Source organism: Billgrantia aerodenitrificans (genome assembly GCF_021404405.1).
Lineage (GTDB): Bacteria > Pseudomonadota > Gammaproteobacteria > Pseudomonadales > Halomonadaceae > Halomonas > Halomonas aerodenitrificans.
On sequence record NZ_JABFTV010000010.1, the window covers coordinates 1 to 22,081 of the forward strand.

Annotated in this window: 21 protein-coding genes; 16 read left to right on the forward strand and 5 right to left on the reverse strand. The window is 66.4% G+C overall.

The annotated features are described in order from the left end of the window. Window positions 1-696: 696 nt before the first annotated feature. Window positions 697-1,896 (reverse strand): tyrosine--tRNA ligase, encoded by a 1,200-nt coding sequence (gene tyrS / locus HOP59_RS17675; RefSeq protein ID WP_010625669.1) that lies wholly within the window; start codon window positions 1,894-1,896, stop codon window positions 697-699. A gap of 113 nt (window positions 1,897-2,009) precedes the next feature. On the opposite strand from tyrS, the gene HOP59_RS17680 reads away from it, so the two are divergent. After that, complete coding sequence (locus tag HOP59_RS17680; RefSeq protein WP_010625670.1) at window positions 2,010-3,155, forward strand: anhydro-N-acetylmuramic acid kinase; 1,146 nt, start codon at window positions 2,010-2,012, stop codon at window positions 3,153-3,155. An 11-nt stretch (window positions 3,156-3,166) separates the two neighbouring features. On the opposite strand, the gene HOP59_RS17685 is transcribed toward HOP59_RS17680, so the two are convergent. Both HOP59_RS17685 and HOP59_RS17690 read right to left on the reverse strand, forming a co-directional pair. Further along, on the reverse strand, window positions 3,167-4,309 hold the full coding sequence (locus tag HOP59_RS17685) for a PilT/PilU family type 4a pilus ATPase (RefSeq protein WP_010625671.1): 1,143 nt from the start codon (window positions 4,307-4,309) through the stop codon (window positions 3,167-3,169). Window positions 4,310-4,341: 32 nt separating this feature from the next. Then, the gene (locus HOP59_RS17690) at window positions 4,342-5,376 is read right to left on the reverse strand and encodes a type IV pilus twitching motility protein PilT (RefSeq protein WP_010625672.1); all 1,035 of its coding nucleotides are present in this window, start codon (window positions 5,374-5,376) and stop codon (window positions 4,342-4,344) included. Between the two features lie 77 nt (window positions 5,377-5,453). On the opposite strand from HOP59_RS17690, the gene HOP59_RS17695 reads away from it, so the two are divergent. From HOP59_RS17695 to HOP59_RS17725, 7 genes are all read left to right on the forward strand, one after another. After that, window positions 5,454-6,164 (forward strand): YggS family pyridoxal phosphate-dependent enzyme, encoded by a 711-nt coding sequence (locus HOP59_RS17695; protein WP_010625673.1) that lies wholly within the window; start codon window positions 5,454-5,456, stop codon window positions 6,162-6,164. A 57-nt stretch (window positions 6,165-6,221) separates the two neighbouring features. Next, window positions 6,222-7,046 (forward strand): pyrroline-5-carboxylate reductase, encoded by an 825-nt coding sequence (proC, locus tag HOP59_RS17700; protein ID WP_234254827.1) that lies wholly within the window; start codon window positions 6,222-6,224, stop codon window positions 7,044-7,046. 76 nt (window positions 7,047-7,122) lie between these two features. Continuing rightward, window positions 7,123-7,713, forward strand: coding sequence for a YggT family protein (locus HOP59_RS17705; protein WP_010625676.1), 591 nt, complete (start codon window positions 7,123-7,125; stop codon window positions 7,711-7,713). A 65-nt stretch (window positions 7,714-7,778) separates the two neighbouring features. Next, entirely contained in the window at window positions 7,779-8,936 is a 1,158-nt protein-coding gene (metX, locus tag HOP59_RS17710) for a homoserine O-succinyltransferase MetX (protein WP_010625677.1), read from the forward strand. Then, window positions 8,936-9,538: a methionine biosynthesis protein MetW gene (gene metW, locus HOP59_RS17715; protein ID WP_010625678.1), complete on the forward strand. Its 603-nt coding sequence runs from the start codon at window positions 8,936-8,938 to the stop codon at window positions 9,536-9,538. The genes metX and metW overlap by 1 nt, the downstream gene beginning before the upstream one ends. A 58-nt stretch (window positions 9,539-9,596) precedes the next feature. Beyond that, window positions 9,597-10,064 (forward strand): DUF4426 domain-containing protein, encoded by a 468-nt coding sequence (locus tag HOP59_RS17720; protein WP_010625679.1) that lies wholly within the window; start codon window positions 9,597-9,599, stop codon window positions 10,062-10,064. 3 nt (window positions 10,065-10,067) lie between these two features. Next, entirely contained in the window at window positions 10,068-10,397 is a 330-nt protein-coding gene (locus tag HOP59_RS17725) for a Rieske (2Fe-2S) protein (protein WP_010625680.1), read from the forward strand. On the opposite strand, the gene sfsA is transcribed toward HOP59_RS17725, so the two are convergent. Then, the gene (gene sfsA, locus HOP59_RS17730; protein ID WP_010625681.1) at window positions 10,356-11,114 is read right to left on the reverse strand and encodes a DNA/RNA nuclease SfsA; all 759 of its coding nucleotides are present in this window, start codon (window positions 11,112-11,114) and stop codon (window positions 10,356-10,358) included. The two genes, HOP59_RS17725 and sfsA, sit on opposite strands and share 42 nt — an antisense overlap. An 8-nt stretch (window positions 11,115-11,122) precedes the next feature. Next, window positions 11,123-12,283, reverse strand: coding sequence for a pyridoxal phosphate-dependent aminotransferase (locus HOP59_RS17735; protein WP_234254828.1), 1,161 nt, complete (start codon window positions 12,281-12,283; stop codon window positions 11,123-11,125). A 229-nt stretch (window positions 12,284-12,512) separates the two neighbouring features. Here HOP59_RS17735 and dksA point away from each other — a divergent pair, with 229 nt between their 5' ends. The 8 genes from dksA (at window position 12,513) to panB (ending at window position 22,076) form a co-directional block, all read left to right on the forward strand. Further along, window positions 12,513-12,950, forward strand: a complete 438-nt coding sequence (gene dksA / locus HOP59_RS17740; RefSeq protein WP_010625684.1) for an RNA polymerase-binding protein DksA — start codon at window positions 12,513-12,515, stop codon at window positions 12,948-12,950. Window positions 12,951-13,037: 87 nt separating this feature from the next. After that, entirely contained in the window at window positions 13,038-13,916 is an 879-nt protein-coding gene (gluQRS, locus tag HOP59_RS17745; RefSeq protein WP_010625685.1) for a tRNA glutamyl-Q(34) synthetase GluQRS, read from the forward strand. A 9-nt stretch (window positions 13,917-13,925) separates the two neighbouring features. Beyond that, complete coding sequence (locus HOP59_RS17750) at window positions 13,926-14,102, forward strand: hypothetical protein (RefSeq protein ID WP_010625686.1); 177 nt, start codon at window positions 13,926-13,928, stop codon at window positions 14,100-14,102. Next, window positions 14,092-17,049 carry an ATP-binding protein gene (locus HOP59_RS17755; protein WP_010625687.1) on the forward strand — a complete coding sequence of 986 codons (2,958 nt, stop codon included), beginning with the start codon at window positions 14,092-14,094 and terminating at the stop codon, window positions 17,047-17,049. Before HOP59_RS17750 ends, HOP59_RS17755 begins: the two co-directional genes overlap by 11 nt. Continuing rightward, window positions 17,027-18,418: a sigma-54-dependent transcriptional regulator gene (locus HOP59_RS17760; protein ID WP_010625688.1), complete on the forward strand. Its 1,392-nt coding sequence runs from the start codon at window positions 17,027-17,029 to the stop codon at window positions 18,416-18,418. Before HOP59_RS17755 ends, HOP59_RS17760 begins: the two co-directional genes overlap by 23 nt. An 854-nt stretch (window positions 18,419-19,272) precedes the next feature. Next, window positions 19,273-20,673 (forward strand): polynucleotide adenylyltransferase PcnB, encoded by a 1,401-nt coding sequence (gene pcnB / locus HOP59_RS17765; RefSeq protein WP_026037775.1) that lies wholly within the window; start codon window positions 19,273-19,275, stop codon window positions 20,671-20,673. After that, window positions 20,670-21,164, forward strand: a complete 495-nt coding sequence (gene folK / locus HOP59_RS17770; protein WP_010625690.1) for a 2-amino-4-hydroxy-6-hydroxymethyldihydropteridine diphosphokinase — start codon at window positions 20,670-20,672, stop codon at window positions 21,162-21,164. The genes pcnB and folK overlap by 4 nt, the downstream gene beginning before the upstream one ends. Before the next feature lie 120 nt (window positions 21,165-21,284). Further along, complete coding sequence (gene panB / locus HOP59_RS17775) at window positions 21,285-22,076, forward strand: 3-methyl-2-oxobutanoate hydroxymethyltransferase (RefSeq protein WP_010625691.1); 792 nt, start codon at window positions 21,285-21,287, stop codon at window positions 22,074-22,076. Window positions 22,077-22,081 lie beyond the last annotated feature (5 nt).

Consider the following 22,081-nt stretch of genomic DNA (forward strand, 5'->3'; position numbering starts at 1 on the left):
TCAAAGCTTCTCAAAAGACCCGAAGGTCTCGACGAGTCGCTTGCCTTGAAATGGTGTGACTTCTCACCACCTCATCGACAAGCGCCCACATGAATTACCTGATCGATTGTTAAAGAGCGGCCCCGGGCTCTATAGAGAGTGGAGCGTCTCGCTTGCTGTCGGGGCCGTCGATCCTGTGACCGAGGGGCCTCGCCAGCGCCCTGCGAGGAAGGCGTATTCTACTGAAGCGCCGGAGTTTGTCAACTCTCTTCGAGGCCGTCACCGAGGTGACCCTGACATCGAAGACCAGCCGGAGCCGGCGACCGCAAGCCCGCTTCCGGACTTGCTTTCGAGTGGGGCGCATTCTACCGAATCCGCCGCGGGCGTCAAGTGCGAATTCTGCGAAGCGAATCGAAAAACTCAAACAACGACAACCACTTACCACTCTCCCCACCGCCTGCAACGTTGCTCGTCACCGGCAGCGGATGCGTACTTTACGGCTTTCCCCCGAGCCCCGCAAGGGCCGGCTGTAAAAATATTTCAGGATGATGGCGAAGCGGTGACGAGACGCGGGCGAGTCAGCTATCCACAGCCGCTCGCAGGCGAGGGGCTGTGGATGGTTTTGCCCCAGGAGTGAAGACGACGACGCCCGCACGGGGCGGGCGTCGGTAGAGCAACTGACTTGTCATCAGTTGGCCTGAGAGCCGGTGGAATGACTCAGCGTAGCGTGACCCGGGCATAGCGCTTCTTGCCGGCCTGAATCACGTAGCTCTTGCCGGTGTCGAGCATGGCATCCTTGGCCGCTACTTCGCCGTCGACCTTGACCCGACCGTTGCCCAGCATGTCCTTGGCCTGGGCGCTGTTGTTGGCCAGCCCCGCCCGGTTGAGCACCGCGGCGATGGGCGCCTGGGCGCTGCCCTCGAAGTCGACCTCTACCTCGGGCAGGTCTTCGGGCAGCTCGCCTTCGGCCAGGCGGTTGCCGGCCGACTTGTGGGCATTGGCCGCGGCCTCTTCGCCGTGGTAGCGGCCGATCAGCTCGCGGGCGAGGATCATCTTGATGTCGCGCGGGTTGGCACCGGCCTCGACGTCGCGCTTGAGCGCTTCGATCTCTTCGTTGGATTTCAGCGAGAGCAGTTCGAAGTAGCGCCACATCAGGCTGTCGGGCATGGAGACGAGCTTGTTGAACATCGAGCCCGGCGCCTCGTCGACGCCGACGTAGTTGCCCAGCGACTTCGACATCTTCTGCACGCCGTCGAGACCTTCGAGCAGCGGCATGGTGATGACCACCTGCGGCTCCATGCCGAAGTGCTTCTGGATCTCGCGCCCCATCAGCAGGTTGAACTTCTGGTCGGTGCCGCCCATCTCGACGTCGGCTTCGAGCGCCACGGAGTCGTAGCCCTGCACCAGCGGGTAGAGAAACTCATGAATGGAGATCGGCTGACCCGACTTGTAGCGCTTGTCGAAGTCGTCGCGCTCGAGCATGCGCGCCACGGTGCTCTGGGCGGCCAGCTCGATCATCTTGGCCGCGGTGAGCTCGCCGAACCACTCGGAGTTGAAGCGCACCTCGGTCTTGTCGGGATCGAGGATCTTGAACACCTGCTCCTTATAGGTCTGGGCGTTGGCACGGACCTCTTCTTCGGTGAGCGGCTTACGAGTGACGTTCTTGCCAGTGGGGTCGCCGATGCGCCCGGTGAAGTCGCCGATCAGGAAGATGATCTGGTGGCCCAGATCCTGGAACTGGCGCATCTTGGTCAGCAGCACACTGTGGCCGAGGTGCAGGTCGGGAGCCGTGGGATCGAAGCCCGCCTTGATGCGCAGCTTGCGGCCGGACTCGAGCTTCTTGATCAGCTCGTCCTCCAGCAGGATCTCCTGGGTGCCTCGTTTCAGCAGCGCCAGTGCGCTTGCGACCTCGCTCATCTCTCCCACTCCAAATACGTTGATCGCCCGTGCGGGCTGGGTCCATCGAATGGGGCACGATGGTAGCATGACTTGATGCCTCGCGGTCCCCCCAGCCTTAGGGAGAAGTAGAGATGCCACTATTCGTTGGTCTGATGTCCGGCACCAGCCTGGACGGCATCGATGCCGCCCTGGTCGAGATCGATTCCACGGGGAGCGCGAGCCTGCTTGCCACCCACGCCGAACCGATGCCCGAAGCGCTGCGCGAGCAGCTGCTCGAGCTCTGCCAGGCCGAACGGGTCGCCTTTGCCGAGCTGGCCAGCGCCGAGGATGCCTTCTGCCGGCTTCAGGCCGTCGCGGTCCAGCATCTGCTCGAAGGCTATCTATCCGAAGGTAAGGGCATCGCCATCGGCGAGATTGCCGCCATCGGCAGCCACGGCCAGACCATCGAGCACGCCCCCTGGGGCCACGCCGACGGGCCGGCCTATACGCTTCAACTCGACAATCCCAGCCTGCTGGCCGAGCTGACAGGCTGCACGGTGGTGGCCGACTTTCGCCGTCGTGACCTGGCCGCCGGCGGTCAGGCCGCTCCGCTCGCGCCGGCCTTCCACGAGGCGCTGTTTCGGCGTGCGGGGCAGTGGCAGCTGGTGCTCAACCTGGGCGGCTTCGCCAACCTGACCCTGCTGCCCCCCGCGGAGAGCGAGGCCGAGGTGATCGGCTTCGATACCGGCCCGGCCAACGCGCTGCTGGATGCCTGGCACGCCCGCCATCGTGGCGGCCGCTACGATCCCGACGGCGCCTGGGCCGCTTCGGGCCAGGTGGATGACTCCCTGCTGGAGCGCCTGCTTGCCGAGCCCTTCTTTCATCGCCCACCGCCGCGCAGCACCGGGCGCGAGGTGTTCCACCTCGACTGGCTCGAAGGCCATCTCACGGGAAAGGAGAGTCCTGCTGACGTGCAGGCAACCCTGGCGGAGCTGACCGCCACCAGTGTGGCTCTGGGCATCGAGATGGCACGCGAGCTGGCCGGCGCTCCGCCGGCCTCGGCGCTGATCCCCTGCGGCGGTGGCGCCCACAATAGCGATCTGCTCGGCCGTCTGGCCCGCCACCTGCCGGAAACCGCCCTGGTACCCAGCAGCGACTGGGGATGGCCGGCCGACTGGCTGGAAGCCGGCGCCTTCGCCTGGCTCGCCTGGCGCCGCCTGGAAGGGCTGCCCGGCAACCTGCCCAGCGTCACCGGCGCTGCCGGCCCGCGCATCCTCGGCGGCGTCTACGCGCCCTAAACTATTCGAGGCTAAAAGTCGTCGTCGTCGCGCAGTGACAGCCGCTGCGCCGACTCCTGCGCCTTGGCCAGCACGTCGCTCTTCTCGTCGCCGTACTTGATCATCATGCGCAGCTCGTTGGCCGAGTCGGCGTGCACCATGGCCACTTCCTCGCTGATCCTGCCCGCCTTGTAGAGGTCGTACAGGGCCTGGTCGAAGGTCTGCATTCCCTGATCGCGGGAGCGGCCCATGACGTTCTTGATCTCGCCCACGTCGCCCTTGCGGATGAGATCGGCGATGAGGGGCGTGCGCTGCAGGATCTCGATGGCCGGACAGCGACCGCCGTCGCGGGTGGGCAGCAGTTGCTGGGCGACGATGGCGTGCAGGTTGAGCGACAGGTCGAGCCAGATCTGCTCGTGGCGCTCGTGGGGGAAGAAGTGAATGATGCGATCCAGCGCCTGGTTGGCGTTGTTGGCGTGCAGCGTGGCCAGGCACAGGTGGCCGGTCTCGGCGAAGGTCAGGGCGTGCTCCATGGTCTCGCGGGTGCGCACCTCGCCGATCAGCACCACGTCCGGCGCCTGGCGCAGGGTGTTCTTCAGCGCCACTTCGAACGACTCGGTGTCGATGCCCACTTCACGCTGATTGATGATCGCCTTCTTGTGCGGATGCACGTATTCGATGGGGTCCTCGACGCTGATGATGTGGCCGCCTACGGTCTCGTTACGCTGCTGGATCATCGACGCCAGAGTGGTCGACTTGCCGGTGCCGGTACCGCCGACCACGAACACCAGCCCGCGCTTGAGATTGGCCAGCTCGCCCAACTGAGGCGGCAGCGATAGTTCTTCGAGATGGGGAATCTCATAGGCGATGCGCCGGATGACCATCGCCAGCTGATTGCGCTGCTGGAAGGCGCTGACCCGGAAGCGACCGCGACCGCTGAGACTCAGGGCGAAATTGGCCTCACGCTCCTGCGCGAAGCGCTCCTTGAGTCCTTCAGGCACGGCCACGTTGACCAGCTCGCGCACCTGCTCCACCGAGAGCCGCTGATCGCCCAGCGCGGTGAGCTTGCCGGCGGTCTTGATGGTGGGTGGCGCCTGAACCGAGATCAGCAGATCCGAGGCCTCCTGCCGGGCCATGATGTCGAGCAGCTGCTCAAGCCATTCCTGTGCTTTCATCTCCCCACCCCCTTGTCGTCATCATCGAACACTCAACTGGTCAGTGCGCTCTTGGCCCGGGCCTGGGCTTCATCGCGATTGACCACGTTCTCCGCCACCAGCTTGGCCAGCGCGGCGTCGAGTGTCTGCATGCCGATGTTGCCGCCGGTCTGGATGGCCGAGTAGATCTGCGCCACCTTGTCCTCGCGGATCAGGTTGCGTACCGCCGCGTTGGCGATGAGGATCTCGTGGGCCGCCACGCGTCCGCCGCTGCGCCGCTTGAGCAGCGTCTGGGAAATGACCGCCTGCAGCGACTCCGACAGCATCGAGCGCACCATGGCTTTCTCTTCGCCGGGGAAGACGTCGATGATCCGGTCGATAGTCTTGGCCGCCGAGGTGGTGTGCAGGGTGCCGAACACCAGATGGCCGGTTTCGGCGGCGGTGAGCGCCAGGCGAATGGTCTCGAGGTCGCGCATCTCGCCCACCAGGATCACGTCGGGGTCCTCGCGCAGGGCGCTGCGCAGCGCCTGGGCGAAGCCGTGGGTGTCGCGATGCACCTCGCGCTGGTTGATCAGACAGCGCTTGCTGCGATGCACGAATTCCACCGGGTCCTCGATGGTGAGGATATGGTCGTAACGGTGATCGTTGATATAGTCGATCATGGCGGCCAGGGTGGTGCTCTTGCCCGAGCCGGTAGGCCCGGTGACCAGCACCAGCCCGCGGGGCAGCAGAGCAAGGCGGCGGAAGACCTCACCCAGCCCCAGGTCCTCCATGGTCAGCACTTCGCTGGGGATGGTACGGAATACCGCGCCGGCGCCACGCGCCTGGTTGAAGGCGTTGACACGAAAGCGCGCCACGCCCGGAACCTCGAAGGAGAAGTCGGTCTCGAAGAACTCCTCGTAGTCACGGCGCTGGCGGTCGCCCATGATGTCGTAGATCAGCTTGCGGACTTCCTTGTCATCCATGGCCGGCACATTGAGGCGGCGAATGTCGCCGTCGACGCGGATCATCGGCGGCAGGCCGGCCGACAGGTGCAGATCGGAGGCGTTCTGTTTTGCCGAGAACGCCAGCAGTTCGGTAATATCCATGCGATTCCCCTGCTCCCGATTAAGGTTCCAGCGAGTATGACAGACCTTGCGGACATGAAGGACTTCATGTGGCTGAGATGACGGATACCATGCTTTCCGAGTCGCTGGCCAGCGCTCGCCGACGTTTGGCCACCGCCTTGTCGGCGGCCGGACGCACGCCCGATGCGGCCCGGCTGCTGGCCGTGAGCAAGACCAAGCCGGCCGGCATGATTCGCGAGGCGTGGCAGCTCGGCCAGCGGGAATTTGGCGAGAACTACGTCCAGGAAGCGCTGGAGAAGCAGACCGAACTGGCCGACCTGAAGGGCATCGTGTGGCACTTCATCGGCCCGCTGCAGGCCAACAAGACACGCGCCGTGGCCGAGCACTTCGACTGGGTGCATAGCGTCGACCGCGTGAAGATCGCCCGACGCCTGAACGACCAGCGCCCCGAGGCACTGGGCCCGCTCGAGGTCTGCCTGCAGGTCAACGTCAGCGGCGAGGCCAGCAAGTCGGGCGTGGCTTTTGACGAACTGGAAAGCCTGGCGCAAGCGGTGGTTTCACTGCCACGCTTGCGTCTGCGCGGGCTGATGGCCATTCCGGCGCCGGCGGCAACCGTGGCCGAGCAGCGAGCCCCGCTGGCACGCCTGCGCCAGGCCCTGGAAGCGTTGCAGCAGCGCTTCCCCGAGGCCCCGCTGGACACCCTGTCGATGGGCATGAGCGACGACCTGGAAGCCGCCATTCTCGAGGGCGCCACCCTGGTACGACTGGGCACGGCCATTTTCGGCGCACGGAACACATCGCGTCGCTAGACGCACTCGCACCGGCACGTGGCCGGTCGCTGGATAACAGAAGAAGGACGAATCGCAATGGCCAGCAGAGTCACCTTCATCGGCGCAGGCAACATGGCCAGCGCCATCATCGGCGGCATGATCGACAACGGCCACCCGGCCACCGCCATCACCGCCACCTCGCCCAGCGATGCCTTCCTGGCGCCGGTGCATGAGCGCTACGGCATTCGCACCAACACCGACAACCAGGCCGCGGTGCGTGACGCCGACATCGTGGTGCTGGCGGTGAAGCCTCAGGTCATGCGCGAGGTCTGCGAAGGGCTGCGCGACACCCTGCAGCGCCAGCGCCCGCTGATCATCTCGGTGGCGGCGGGACTCACCGCCGAGTCGCTGCAGGCCTGGATGGGTGGCGGCCTGCCGCTGGTGCGCTGCATGCCCAATACGCCGTCGCTGGTCGGCGCCGGTGCCGCCGGCCTGTACGCCACTGTCGAAGTGAGCGACGAGCAGCGCGCCCAGGCCACCGAGCTGCTCGAGGCCGTGGGTCTGGTCGAGTGGGTGGCGGAAGAGTCCCTGCTGGATGCCGTGACCGCCGTTTCCGGCAGCGGCCCGGCCTACTTCTTCCTGATGTTCGAAGCCATGGAAGAGGCCGGCGTCAAGCTCGGTCTGCCGGCCGAGACGGCACGGCGACTGGCGATCCAGACGGCGCTCGGCGCGGCGCGCATGGCACAGCAGAGCGAGCTCACCCCGGACCGCCTCAAGCGCAACGTGATGTCTCCCGGTGGCACCACCGAGCGTGCCGTGGAGCACATGGAGCAGGCCGGCCTGCGCGGCATCGTGGCCGACGCCATGGATGCCTGCGCCGCCCGCGCGCGGGAGATGGCCGAAGAGCTCGGCCAGCGATAGCCTTCTCGGCCAACGATAGTCTTTCAGGCCGCTCCCGCTGACGGAGCGGCCATCTCGACGACATGGAGGAGCCCACATGGGCCAAATGGGAAATGCCGGCCTGCTGCTGGTCAACACCCTGATCAACATCTACCTGTTCCTGATGATGCTGCGCTTTCTGCTGCAGGCATCCCAGGCCGACTACTACAACCCCATCAGCCAGTCGGTGGTGAAGATCACCCAGCCAGTGGTGCGCCCCTTTCAGGGCTTCCTCGGCCCGGTGATGGGACGCTTCGACATGGCCACCCTGGCCGCGGCCTTCGTGCTCAAGGCGGTCAGCATCGTGGCGATCCTGCAGATCGCCGGCATCGGCATGCCGCCGATCACCCAGGTGGCGATCGGCGCCATTGCGGCCATCGCCAACGCCATTCTCAAGATCTATTTCTTCGCCTTGATCGTGATGATCATCCTGAGCTGGGTCGCGCCCAACGCCAGCCATCCCGGGGCGCTGCTGGTGATGCAGTTGGTGGAGCCGATCATGGCACCGGTGCGCAAGGTCATTCCGCCGCTGGGCATGATCGACCTGTCGCCGATCGTGGTCTTCATCGCCATCAGCATCGTCGATGGTATCGTGGTGGGCGCGCTGACCCGTGCCGCCGGTATCGCCGGCGCTCTGGTGGGGCTGTGATCCACACTGTCGCCGTGATGGACCTCAACGACTGGACCCTCAACGACTGGACATAGAACGACAAGATGCCCGAGCTTCCCGATGACTCGGTCGGCCTGGTGACGCCGCAGACGGCGCACTTCGACGACCCCCTGGCCCTGGCCTGCGGCAGAACCCTGCCCGCTTACGATCTCGTCTACGAGACCTATGGCACGCTCAACGCCGAGCGTTCCAATGCGGTACTGATCTGCCATGCCCTGTCGGGACACCACCATGCCGCCGGCTACCATGACGCCGACGAGCGCAAGCCCGGCTGGTGGGACGCCCATATCGGCCCGGGCAAGTCGATCGATACCAACCGCTTCTTCGTGGTGTCGCTGAACAACCTGGGCGGCTGTCACGGCAGCACGGGGCCGATCAGCACCAACCCCGCCACCGGCCGTCAGTGGGGGCCCGACTTCCCCATGGTCACGGTGAGCGACTGGGTGCACAGCCAGGCGCGCCTAGCCGATCGCCTGGGCATCGAGCGCTTCGCCGCTGCCATCGGCGGCAGTCTCGGCGGCATGCAGGTACTGCAGTGGACCCGCCTCTATCCAGAGCGGGTCGCCAACGCGGTGATCATCGCCGCCACGCCCAAGCTCTCGGCGCAGAACATCGCCTTCAACGAGGTGGCGCGCCAGGCGATCCGCTCCGACCCGGACTTCCACGACGGCTGGTACGCCGAGCACGGTACCGCCCCCCGACGCGGCCTCAAGCTGGCGCGCATGGTGGGGCACATCACCTACCTCTCGGAAGACGCCATGGGCAGCAAGTTCGGCCGCGACCTGCGCAGCGAGGACCTCAACTTCGGCTACGACGTGGAGTTTCAGGTCGAATCCTACCTGCGCTACCAGGGCGACACCTTCTCCACCGCCTTCGACGCCAACACCTACCTGCTGATGACCAAGGCGCTGGACTACTTCGACCCAGCAGCGGAGCACGGCGGCGTGCTGGCCGATGCCGTCGCGCCCAGCCAGTGCCCATTCCTGGTGGTGAGCTTCACCAGCGACTGGCGCTTCCCGCCGTCGCGCTCCCGCGAGCTGGCCAACGCCCTGATCCGCGCCGGCAAGCGGGTGAGCTACGTCAACATCGACTCGCCCCACGGTCACGACGCCTTCCTGCTGCCGGAGCCGCGCTACCAGGCGGTGTTCGCCGCCTTCATGTCTCGCGCCGCCCGCGAGCTGGGCTTGGAGGAGACCGCATGATGCGTGCCGACCTGGAGCTGATCCATCGCTGGGTGCCCGAAGGCGCCCACATTCTCGACCTGGCCTGCGGCGACGGCACCCTGCTCGAAGCCCTGGCGCGGGACAAGGGGGTCACCGGCTACGGCCTGGAGATCGACCCGGCGGGCATCACGGCCTGTATCGCCAAGGGGGTGAGCGTCATCGAGCAGAACCTCGACGAGGGGCTGGTGCACTTCGAGGACGACACCTACGACCTGGTGGTCATGACCCAGGCCCTGCAGGCCCTGCGCCGCCCCGACCGCATGCTCGACGAGATGCTGCGGGTGGCCAACGAGTGCATCATCACCTTCCCCAACTTCGCCTACTGGCGCCATCGGGTGCACCTGGGGATCCGCGGCTACATGCCGGTCTCCAAGTCGCTGCCTCATGCCTGGTACGATACGCCCAACATCCATCTCTCGACCTTCAACGACTTCGAGCACCTGTGTCGCGAGAAGGGGCTACGCATCACCGACCGTGCCGTAGGCATCGGCGATCACGAGGGCCATTGGGCCACCCGGCTGCGGCCCAACCTGTTCGGCGAGATCGCGATCTTTCGCGTCGAACGCCAGGATCGCCGCTGAGGCCGTACCGCGGGCCCGCCATTTCAAGGCAGGCCCGCCATTTCAAGGAGAGAGTGCCATGTCGAGCCATCGCATCCTGCCGCTTCGTCACCTTGCCGCCGGTCTGCTGCTGGCTCTGGGCCTGCTGTCGCTGTCGGCGCAGGCCCAGCAGTACGAACAGGTCGGCGCCTACCAGATCCACTACAGCGCGGTGAGCACCGACTTCCTGCCCGCCTCCGTGGCCGAAGCCCACGGTATCCAGCGCAGCCCGGCCATGGCACTGCTCAACGTCAGCGTGCTGGAGGAGGTCGAGGGCGAACTGCGACCGGTCAATGCGCCGGTCAGCGGTACGGTCGGGGAGCTGCAGGGACAGAATCGCACGCCGCTGGAGTTCCGCACCCTGCGTGAGGGCAATACCCAGTCGCAGGTGGCGGTGTTCCGCATTCGCGACGACGAGCCCATGCGCTTCGACCTGGAAGTGCGCTACGACCGCAACCGGCAGCCGGCCGAAGTGGGCTTCGTCCAGCGCTTCCATATCGACCGCTGAGCCATGTCCCAGCCCATTGCCCACCTGGCGCAGTTCGACACCTCGTCCTCGCGGGGTGTGGCGCTGCCCGACGGACGCCACGCCTTCCTGGTGCGCGTTCACGGCCGGGTCAGCGCCTTCGTCAACCGCTGCCCGCATCAGCAGGTGCCGCTCAACCTGCCGGAAGGCGACTTTCTCGAAGCGAGCGGCGAACTGATCCAGTGCGGCATGCACGGTGCGCTGTTCCTGCCGGAAAGCGGCGAGTGCGTGTTCGGCCCCTGCCAGGGCCGCTTCCTGGAGCCGCTGGCGATCTCAATCGACGCCGAGGGCAATATTCACTTGGCGAGTGAGTGACACCGCAAGCCGCTCACCCAGCGCGACCGACACCGGCCGTGACTCGTGCCAGCCGAACTCGCAGCCGTAGGCCAGCACTTCCACTCCCCGCGCTGCCACGGCCTCGAGCGTGGCGGCATAGGCCGGGTCGAGGTGTGCTGCCGGCGCCACGTCGCGAATGCCGCCGTGGGCAACGCAGAACAGCAGCACCGCACGCTGCCCCTGCTCGGCAAGGGCCGCCAGCGCCAGCAGGTGCTTGCGCCCGCGCTCGCTCACCGCATCGGGAAAGTAACCGTGGCCGTCCTCTTCCTTGAGCGTGACCTGCTTGACCTCGACGAAGGCGGTGCCGCGCTCGGGGTCGTCGAGACGAAAGTCGAGCCGCGCGCCCGCCACCTTGGCCTCGCGCCGGAGTTCGGCATAGCCGGCCAGCGCGGCAATTCGCCCCCCTGCCAGCGCCTCCTCGACGATGCGATTGGTGCGCCCGGTATGCACCGACGCCAGCGCCACGCTGCCGTCGGGCTGGGTCAGCTCGATTAGCTCCCAGGTCCAGGCCAGCTTGCGTGCCGGATTGTCGCTCGCGGCCAGCCATACCCGACAGCCGGGCACATTGACCGCCCGCATCGAGCCGGTATTGGGGCAGTGGGCCACCACCTCGCGGCCGTCGTCGAGGCGCACGTCGGCCAGAAAGCGCTTGTAGCGGCGCAGCAGCACGCCGGGAACCAGTTGGGGATAGTCCATCTCGCCGCCTACCGTCGCGCCAGGAAGCGCTCGAGCCGTCTCACCGCCTCCTCCAGGCGTTCGACCCCGGTGGTGAAGGCGATACGCACGTGGTGCTCGCCGCCCACCACGGCAAAGTCGATGCCGGGCGTGATGGCGACGTTCTCCTCTTCCAGCAGGCCCTGACAGAACGCCTGGCTGTCGCGGCTGTAGCGCGAGATGTCGAGCCACAGGTAGAAGGCCCCCTGGGGCGGCAGCGAGGGCACCAGCCCCAGGCGGGCGAGCCCGGCCAGCAGCGCATCGCGGCGGCGGCCGAGTTCGCTGCGTCGGGCTTCGAGCAGCTCCCGGCACTCGGGGGTGAAGGCGGCAAGCGCCGCATGCTGGGCCGGGGTGGGGGCGGCCAGAAAGACGTTCTGCGCCAGCCGGGTCAGCGGCTCCACGGCCTCCTGCGGCGCCAGCAGCCAGCCCAGGCGCCAGCCAGTCATGCCGAAGTACTTGGAGAAGCTGTTGACCACGAAGGCATCGCTACTCAGCGAGGCCACCGACAGCGGCGCGATGTCGTAGCTGAGCCCCTGGTAGATCTCATCCACCAGCAGGTGGCCGCCGCGCTCGGCCACCATGTCGGCCACCGCCTGTAGCTGTGCCGCATCGAGCATATGGCCGGTGGGGTTGGACGGCGTGGCGAGCATCGCCAGTCGGGTCGCCTCTTGCCAGTGCTGCGCGACGAGGCTGGCATCGAGCTGCCAGCCGCTCTCCGGGCCGACGGGGACGGTATCCACCTCGGCCCCTGCCAGCGCCATGAAGTGGCGATTGCAGGGGTAGTTGGGGTCGGCCATCAGCACCCGGTCGCCGGGCCCTACCAGCAGTTGACTGGCCAGCAGCAACGCCCCAGAAGCCCCGGGCGTGACCAGAATCCGCCTGGGGTCGACGTCGGCACCGAAATGCTCGCTGTAGTGGCCGGCGATCGCCTGGCGCAGGGCCGGCAGCCCCGCCGCCGGGCTGTAGCGCGTGTACCCTGCGGCCAGCGCCGCCTGCCCGGCTGCCACCACCGGCTCGGGAGTGGCGAAGTCGGGCTCCCCCACCTCGAGATGAATGACGTCGTGGCCGGCCGCCTCGCGCGCCTGAGCGGTCTCCAGCAGGCTCATCACACGAAAGGGGGCGACGCGATCAACGCGCGGATTCCACGACATGGCTGACTCCTGAAACACAAGATAGATGACCGACGTTGGGCACTTTTCCCGTTCCCACGGTCAAAAAACCATACCATTGATTTGACTCACCTGGGGATGCCAGGCGTTGCTGCCAGGTATTGCAAAGTTGGTCAATATCCGATAAACAAGCATGCCTTTGGCGTGAGATACCTTGCACCAGGTTGCGGCGGGTATTGATCAGCAGTCACTCAAGTAATGAGGCAGTCCCATGCCAGTAGCAGACAAGAAAACGGAAGCGCCCAAAAAGTTCACCCCGTACGAGTCGGCACCGGGTGAAGAGTACATGAACGAGCAGCAGCTTGAGCACTTCCGACAGATCCTGCTGGGCTGGAAACAGGAGCTCATGGAAGAAGTCGATCGCACCGTGCGCCACCTGCAGGAAGAGGCGAACAACTACGCCGACCCTGCGGACCGGGCCACCCAGGAAGAGGGGTTCAGCCTGGAGCTGCGGACCCGCGATCGCGAGCGCAAGCTGCTCAAGAAGATCAACGAGACCCTCGAGAAGATCGATGAGGAGGACTACGGCTACTGCGAGGCGTGCGGCGTCGAGATCGGTATTCGCCGGCTGGAGGCTCGCCCCACCGCTACGCTGTGCGTCGACTGCAAGACCCTGGCCGAACTGAAGGAAAAGCAGCTCGGCGGCTGAGGTCCCTAGCGTGTGGGTCGCGTCACTTCGCAACGGGCACCCCTGGGTGCCCGTTCGCATGTCGGCCATCGTCTCCGGGAGCGCGTCATGACCGGTTATCGCGGTCGCTTCGCCCCGACCCCCTCGGGCGCCCTGCACTTCGGTTCGCTGATCGCCGCCCTGGCCAGCTTTCTCGATGCGCGCCGGGCCGGCGGCGAGTGGCTCGTACGCATCGAGGACATCGACCCGCCGCGCTGCCCCGCAGGAGCCGCCGATACCATCCTGCGCCAGCTCGAGGCGTTCGGCCTGCACTGGGACGGTCCCGTGCTGTGGCAACACTCACGCGACTCGGCTTATGCTGCGGCACTGGAGCGGCTCGAGGCGCTGGGGCTGGCCTATCCCTGTAGCTGCTCGCGCAAGCAGTGGCGTGACTTTTCGGTCTACCCCGGCTGGTGCCGTGAAGGTCCGCGCGAACCGGACAAGCCGCTTGCCTGGCGCCTGCGCAGCGACCTCGGCCTGCGTCCGGTGGTATGGCAGGACCGCCTGTTCGGCGAGCAGCGCTTCGATCCGGCCGAGCTCGGCGACGTGGTGCTCAAGCGCAAGGACGGCCTGTGGGCCTACCAGCTGGCGGTGGTAGTCGACGACGCCGATCAGGGCATCACGGATATCGTTCGCGGCTTCGACCTGCTCGACAACACGCCCTGGCAGCGCCAGCTGCAGCAGGCGCTGGAGTTGGCCGAGCCGCGCTATCTGCACCTGCCCTTGATCGTCAATCGCGACGGCCAGAAGCTCTCCAAGCAGAATCTGGCCCCGGCGCTGCCGTGCGAGGAGAGCGCCGTACGGCCGCTGCTGTACCGCGCCCTGGCGGCACTCGACCAGGCGCCGCCCGCCGAACTGGACACGGTGCCGGTGCCAGAGCAGCTGGCCTGGGCCATCGACCACTGGGAACCGAGCCGAATCCGCCCCGAGGCCCACCGCCAGGAGTGAGGAGCGCCCATGTACGTCTATCGCATCATGCTGTTCCTGGTTCTGGCCGGCTATCTGCTGTCGCCGCTGCTGATGAGCGGCTGGTCGAGCCCCGGAGTCGCCTGGTACCGCCCCTTCGTCATCTGGGGCGTACTGATCGCCCTGACGCTGTGGCTGGAGCAGAAGAGGAAGCTCGATGAACGCTAGCCTGGTCAGCGTGTTCGCCCTCGGTACCGGCTTCCTGCTGCTGATGTTTCTCTGCGCCCTGGCGGTGGAGCGGGGCTGGCTGAGCCGCCGCGTGACCCGTCATCCGGCCGTCTACACCCTGGCGCTGGGCGTCTATGCCAGCGCCTGGGCGATCTACGGCAGCCTGGAGCTGGCCTCGAGCTCGGGCTACGGCTATCTCGCCTATTACCTGGGCGTGGCCGGCGCCTTTCTGCTGGCCCCGGTACTGCTGGTGCCCATCCAGCGCATGACCCGTACCCACCAGCTCGCCTCGCTGGCCGACCTGTTCGCCTTCCGCTTCCGCTCGCGCTGGGTCGGCACCATGATCACGGTGATCAGCCTGCTGGCGGTGATGCCGCTGCTGGCGCTGCAGGTGCAGACCTTGGGCGATGCCATCTTCCTGATGACCGGCACCGCCTCACCGTCGCTGCTCGCCCTGGCGCTGTGCGCCCTGATCGCGCTGTTCGCGATGATCTTCGGCGCCCGCCACGGCAAGGGCCCGGCGCGGCACGATACCCTGCTGGCGGTCATCGCCCTGACCTCGGTAGTCAAGCTCTTCGCCATGCTGGCACTGGGCGCCATCGCCCTGTTCGTCGTCTTCGATGGCCCTGCCGACCTGCAGCACTGGCTCGACGGCCCCGGCCAGCTGTACCAGGCCGGCGTGGTGCAGCCGGACGCCGCCCACTGGCGCACCCTGCTGCTGCTGTTCTTCGCCGCCGCGCTGCTGATGCCGCACATCTTCCACATCACCTTTGCCGAGACTCTGTCGCGACATACTCTGCTGCAGGCGAGCTGGTCGCTACCGCTGTTCCTGCTGCTGATGGCGATTCCGGTCCCGCTGATTCTGTGGGCGGGCCAGCGGCTGGGCAGCCACGAGCTGGTGGGCGCCGCCTACCTGGCCTTCGGACTCTCCGACGCCTTCTGGGTCCAGGCGCTGGCGTTCCTCGCCGGCCTGGCCGCCAGCAGCGGCACCATGGTGATCATCGCCATGGCGCTCTCCGGCATGATCCTCAACCACGTGCTGCTGGTGGCTCACCCGCCCGAGGCCCAGCCCAACCTCTACCGCTGGCTGCGCTGGCTGCGCCGGGCGCTGATGGCCGCCGTCATCCTCAGCGGCTGGCTGTTCTATCGCACGGTCGGCGTCAACCACGACCTGACCACCCTGGCCCTGGCGGCCTTCGTCGGCATGGCCCAGTGCCTGCCAGGGCTGCTGGCGCTGCTCTACTGGCCGGGCGCCAACCGCAAGGGCATGGTCTCGGGCCTGGTCGTCGGCGTCGTCATCTGGCTCGTCGGCCTGTGGCTGCCGCTGCTCACCGGCCTGCCCACCCTGATCCTGATCCCGCCGGGCCTGGAACTGCTCGACGGCGAGCCGGACTGGTACGTGGTCACCCTGGTGTCGCTGGCGCTCAACGTGCTCGTCTTCATCATCGTCTCGCTGGCCACGCGCACCTCCGAGGGCGAGCGCGCCGCTGCCGAAGCCTGCTCGGTGGATGCCGTGATCCGGCCCAAGCGCATGCAGCTGATCGCCGCCACCGGCGAGGAGTTCAAGCAGCCGCTCGCCCAGGCGCTGGGCGAGGAGGTCGCCCAGCGTGAGGTGGAGCGCGCCCTGACCGACCTCGGCATGTCGCCGCTGGACGGCCGCCCCTATGCCCTGCGCCGGCTGCGCGATCGTATCCAGGCCAACCTCTCCGGCCTGATGGGCCCCTCGGTGGCCCAGGACATCGTCGACCGCTACCTGCCCTATCGCCGCAGCGGCCAGGAGCCCACCGACGACATCCACTTCGTCGAGAGCCGGCTGGAGGCCTACCGCTCGCGACTGACGGGACTGGCCCGCGAACTCGACGGTCTGCGCCGCTACCATCGGCGCATCCTCACCCGCCTGCCGGTGGGGCTGTGCGCCTTCGGCGTCGACGACGAGCTCTTGATGTGGAACGACGCCCTGGCCGAGCTCTCCGGCATCGACGGCGGCAGCGTCGTGGGGGCCAGACGCGACGGCCTGCCGGCGCCCTGGTCCGAGCTGCTGGGCCGCGCCCTGGTCGAGCCCAACGACCACCTCTACAAGCAGCCGGTCGAGCTGAGCGGCAACATCCGCTACCTGACCTTCCATCGCGCCGAGCTGCAAGCCGACGACGACGTGCGCGGTGGCACCGTGATCCTGGTCGAGGACCACAGCGAGATGAAGTGGCTCGAGGACGAGCTGGTGCATGCCGCCCGGCTGGCCTCGATCGGTCAGCTGGCGGCCGGGGTCGCCCACGAGATCGGCAATCCGGTGACCGGCATTTCCTCGCTGGCCCAGAACCTGCGCTATGACACAGACGACCCCGAAGTGCTGGAAACCGCCCGGCAGATCCAGCAGCTGACCGACCGTATCTCGCGCATCGTCAGCTCACTGGTGGGCTTCGCCCACGGCGGTCGTCATGTGAAGGACACCACCCTGGCGTCGGTCTCCATTGCCGCCATCGCCGACGAGGCGCTGCACTTGATCCGGCTGGCACGCTCGGGCGAGGATGTCAGATATCGCAATCTCTGTCCTCCCGCGTTGAAGGTGCTCGGCGACACCCAGCGGCTGCAGCAGGTGATGATCAACCTGCTGAGCAATGCACGGGATGCCAGCGAGCCTGGCGGCAAGGTGGACATCGATGCCGAGCCGGATGGCGACACGGTGAAGGTTACCGTGACCGATGAGGGGCATGGGCTCGACGACCGGGTGCGCGAGCACCTCTTCGAACCCTTCACTACCACCAAGCCACCGGGCGAAGGCACGGGACTCGGTCTGCCTTTGGTCTACAGCATCGTTGCCGAGCATCATGGCAGGATAGAGATCGAATCGCCGCCCCCCGGGGCTGAGCGGGGCACCCGCATCTGTCTGTGGCTGCCCACCGAACGAGAGGATGGTGAACATACCGATGAGCCGGATTCTGATCGTTGAAGACGAAGCCATCATCCGCACCGCACTGCGCCGGCTGCTGGAGCGCCACGACTACCAGGTGAGCGAGGCCGGCTGCGTGGACGAGGCGCTGGCGCTGGAGCCGCGCGGCTTCGATCTGGTGATCAGCGACCTGCGCCTGCCCGGCGAGCCCGGCACCGACCTGATCGAGCACGCCGCGCCGACCCCGGTACTGATCATGACCAGCTATGCCAGCATGCGCTCCGCGGTGGAGGCGCTCAAGCAGGGCGCCGTGGATTACGTGGCCAAGCCCTTCGACCATGACGAGCTGCTGGAAACCGTGGCCCGGGTGCTCCATCAGCGGTCGACCCACAGCACCTCTCCCCCCGACATCACCGATGCCGGCGGTACACGCCAGCCGATGATCGGCGAGTGCGCAGCAATGCAAGCGGTCTATACCCGCATTCGCAAGACAGCCCCCGCCGACGTCACCGTGCTGATCCAGGGTGAGTCGGGCACCGGCAAGGAGCTGGTCGCGCGTGCCATCCACCAGCAGAGCCAGCGCGTCCACGCCCCGCTCATCTGCGTCAACTGTGCTGCCATTCCCGAAACCCTGATCGAGTCGGAGCTGTTCGGCCACGAGAAGGGTGCCTTCACCGGCGCCAGCGCCGCCCGCACCGGCCTGGTCGAAGCCGCCGATGGCGGCACGCTGTTTCTCGACGAGATCGGCGAGCTGCCGCTGGACGCCCAGGCCCGCCTGCTGCGTGTGTTGCAGGAGGGCGAGATCCGCCGCATCGGCTCGGTGGAGACCCGCCATGTCGACGTGCGTCTGATCGCCGCCACGCATCGCGACCTGCGCGCACTGTCGAAGACCGGCGAGTTCCGCCTCGATCTCTACTACCGGCTCAACGTGATGCAGATCGACCTGCCGCCGCTGCGCGAGCGCGAGGACGACATCCTGCTGATCGCCGACGTACTGCTGGAGAAGGCCTGCCAGCGCCACCATCGCGACGGCTTGCGCCTGTCGCGAGCGGCGCGGCGCGAGATACGCGACTACCCCTGGCCTGGCAACGTGAGGGAGCTGGAGAACGCGCTCGAACGCGGCGTGATCCTCGCCGAGGGCCATCTCATTCACCCCGACGATCTGGGCCTCAGGCCGAGCCTGGCACCGGCGCCCCGCAGCATCGTCGAATCCCAGCCGGCCACCGCCCAGGTCGAAAGCGAAGCGCTGGACGCCGAAGAGGACCTGTCGCTGGAGGACTATTTCCAGCACTTCGTGCTCGAACATCAGGATCACATGAGCGAGACGGAGCTGGCCCAGAAGCTCGGTATCAGTCGCAAGTGCCTGTGGGAGCGGCGTCAGCGCCTGGGCATCCCGCGCAAGAAGCAGGCCCGCCGCAGCAGCGCCTGACCGCTTCGCCCCTTTCTACGACTAATGTCCAAGCGTCTCGTGCGGCTTCGCCGAGGCGCTTTTTTGTGCCCTTCCATGCGCCCATGCACCAAGTGTTACCTTCCCACCCAGAACCTGCCCCCTCGTGGCGCAACCGGGGTAACACATTCTCCGCGCCATGCCGGGACGCATCCGAGACGACGAAATAACCCATTGTTTTGCATGAATTAAAAAAACCTTGGCATATGCCGTGCAACATTCATGGCAAGAAAAACAACATCCGGCTGCATCCCGAGCCAACAACAATAACAAGGCATCGGGGGAGCAGGGCCTGCGCCAACAACAACAATGGCAGGCTGTGATAGAGACGCGGCGAGGGGCAACAACAACAAGATGCCCCGGAGAACGCTGCCCTTCGCTTCGACTGCAACAACAACAAGACACGAGCGAAGCACCGGATCCATCAGGACGCGACGCGCCAACCCCGGCCACCAACAAGAACAATGGCCGCAAACGCGCACCTTCGGCAACAATGCCAACAAGCCGAAGGGAGGCATATCTTCCATGCCGTCGTGGTTGGATTATTGTTTTGAATACGAGGCGGTCGCATAACCAGGAACGTCAACAATCACAACAACACTGTTTGCCTGTGACTCTTGGTGACTGTGGTGCGTATTCAAGGCGATGCGCCATCACGAAGAAGAAACAGCCGCAAGGACGCAGCAACATTTTTGCTTGTGAGAGGAGGCCCACGGGCCTCCTCTTTTGCATATCTCTGCTGCGATACCGTCGCGATGATCCGTGCGCCGCTTTGCAAGGTGTCGGCGGTCCGCTACACTCTAGTACTTTCGCACACTGCGAGTCGATATCGCCGCATGTTCAAAGGATTTACCCGCTTTCTGCAGAGCCCTGGCGCGCATTTCAGGACACTTTTCGGCCCCCAGGATGCCTCAGGGGGGCACGCAGGCCCTCGAATCATTCCTCGTGATCAGCACCCCGTGTCGCGTCAGCACTTCAGCGAGCCGGCGCTCAAGGTGCTCTATCGCCTGCACAATGCCGGGTTCGAGGCCTACCTGGTCGGCGGCTGCATTCGCGACTCGCTGCTGGGCAAGATGCCCAAGGACTTCGATGTCGCCACCGATGCGACGCCCGAGCAGGTACGCGAACTGTTTCGCAATTCGCGCATCATCGGCCGCCGCTTTCGCATCGTGCACGTGCGCTTCGGCCGCGAGGTGATCGAGGTCACCACCTTCCGCGGTACCCACAGCGACGACCATGGCGACCATATCGCCCAGCAGTCGGAGCACGGCCTGCTGCTGCGCGACAACGTCTGGGGCAGCATCCAGGAAGACGCCATCCGCCGCGACTTCACCGTCAATGCCCTTTATTACAGCATCGCCGATTTCTCGATTCACGACTTTGCCGACGGCATGCGTGACATCGAGTCGCGCACCCTGCGGCTGATCGGCGATCCGGCCGTGCGCTACCGCGAAGACCCGGTACGCATGCTGCGTGCGGTTCGCTTCGCCGCCAAGCTGGACTTCCATATCGCCGCCGATTCGGAAGCGCCGATCGAGAAGCTGGCACCGCTGCTGCTGCAGATTCCGTCGGCACGGTTGTTCGATGAGGTACTCAAGCTGTTCATGGCCGGCCATGGCGTGGCAACCTTCCGCCTGCTGCGCCATTACGGCCTGTTTGCCATGCTCTTCCCCGAAACCGATGAGGCGATGGTGGAGCAGCCCTGGGCCGAACCGCTCATCGAGCACGCCCTGGCCAGCACCGACAAGCGCATCCATGAGGAGCGCCCGGTCACGCCGGCTTTCCTCTTCGCCGCCCTGCTGTGGGGGCCCGTGCAGCGCCGCCAGGCCGCGCTGGAGGCCGACGGCATGCCACCCATTCCGGCACTGCAGCTGGCCTCGCAGCAGGTCCTGTCGCGCCAGCTGCAGCACATCTCGATCCCCAAGCGCTTCAGCATGCCGATGCGCGACATCTGGGACCTGCAGCAGCGCCTGCCCCAGCGGCGCGGCAAGCGCGCCCTGCAGACCCGCGAGCATCCGCGCTTCCGTGCCGCCTACGACTTCCTGCTGCTGCGTGAAGCCGCCGGCGAGATCGAGGCGGGACTGGGCGAATGGTGGACCGCTTATCAGGAAGGCGACGAGCACGAGCAGCGGCGTCTGCTCGAGAAGGCCGGCGCCGATGCCGGACCCGGCGGTAGCGACTCGCGCCGTCGGCGCCCACGCAAACGTCGCCGGCGCAGCTCCTCCGGCCCCTCATGACGCCTCTCGTCGACGTCTATGTCGGGCTGGGCAGCAATCTCGAAGACCCCATCGCCCAGGTGCGCCTGGCGCTCGAAGCGCTCGGCACACTGCCGTTGACCGAGCGCGTCGCCGCCTCGCGGCTGTACGTCAGTCGGCCGCTCGGTCCACAGGACCAGCCCGACTTCATCAATGCCGTCGCCCATCTGCGTACCCGTCTGTCCCCTCTCGCCCTGCTCGACCAGTTGCAGGCCCTGGAACAGCGCCATGGCCGTGTGCGCCGGCGCCACTGGGGGCCCCGCACGCTCGACCTCGACCTGCTACTGTACGGTGACGAGTGCCTGGAATTGCCGCGCCTGCGGGTGCCGCACCCCGAGATGACCGCGCGCAGCTTCGTCCTGCTGCCGCTCGCCGAGCTGTCGCCGCAACTGCAGCTGCCGGATGGGCGCCCTGTGGCGGCCCTGGCGAGCGCTCTTGCGACAAGCGATGAGATCGAAGTGTTACCTGAGTAGCGCTGAGTGAGGGACCAAGTGTTACCAGTCGACACGACTGCCTTATTCTGGTAACAATCATGCGCAGCATTGGTGCAGGCGGCTCCAGACCGCTCGCCCGAGACACAACGAGAGCACGCCATGAAAACCGTCACGCTAAGCACACTGCAGGCCTACAAGCGCGCTGGAGAAACCTTCAGCTGCCTGACCGCCTATGATGCTACCTTCGCCCGCACCGCAGCCGAGGCGGGTATCGAGGTACTGCTGGTCGGCGACTCCCTGGGCATGGTGCTGCAGGGGCATGACAGCACGCTGCCGGTGACCCTCGACGACATCTGCTACCACACCCGCTGCGTGGCGCGCGCCAAGGGCGCCAGCCTGCTGATGGTCGACCTGCCCTTCATGAGCAACGCCACCACCGAGCGCATGCTCAACGATGCCGGTGAGCTGATGCGCGCCGGTGCCGAGCTGGTCAAGGTCGAGGGCGAAGCCTGGATGGCCGAGGGCATTCGTGAGCTGACCCGTCGCGGCGTTCCCGTCTGCGCCCACCTGGGCCTGACACCACAGACCGTGCATCAGCTCGGCGGCTACAAGGTGCAGGGGCGCGATGCCGAACGTGCCGCACAGATCCTCGAGGATGCCCGCACCCTGGCCGATGCCGGCGCCTCGGTCATTCTGCTGGAGTGCGTGCCGGCCAGCCTCGGCCGTGCCGTCACCGAGGCCCTCGACGTACCGGTGATCGGTATCGGTGCCGGCCCCGATACCGACGGTCAGATCCTGGTCATGCATGACGTACTGGGCGTCACCCATGGGCGCACACCGCGCTTCGTCAAGAACTTCCTGGCCGAGGCCAACGACATCCCTGATGCGTTCCGCCGATACCACGAAGCGGTCAAGGCGCGCCGCTTCCCGGCCAAGGAACACAGCTTCTGATACTG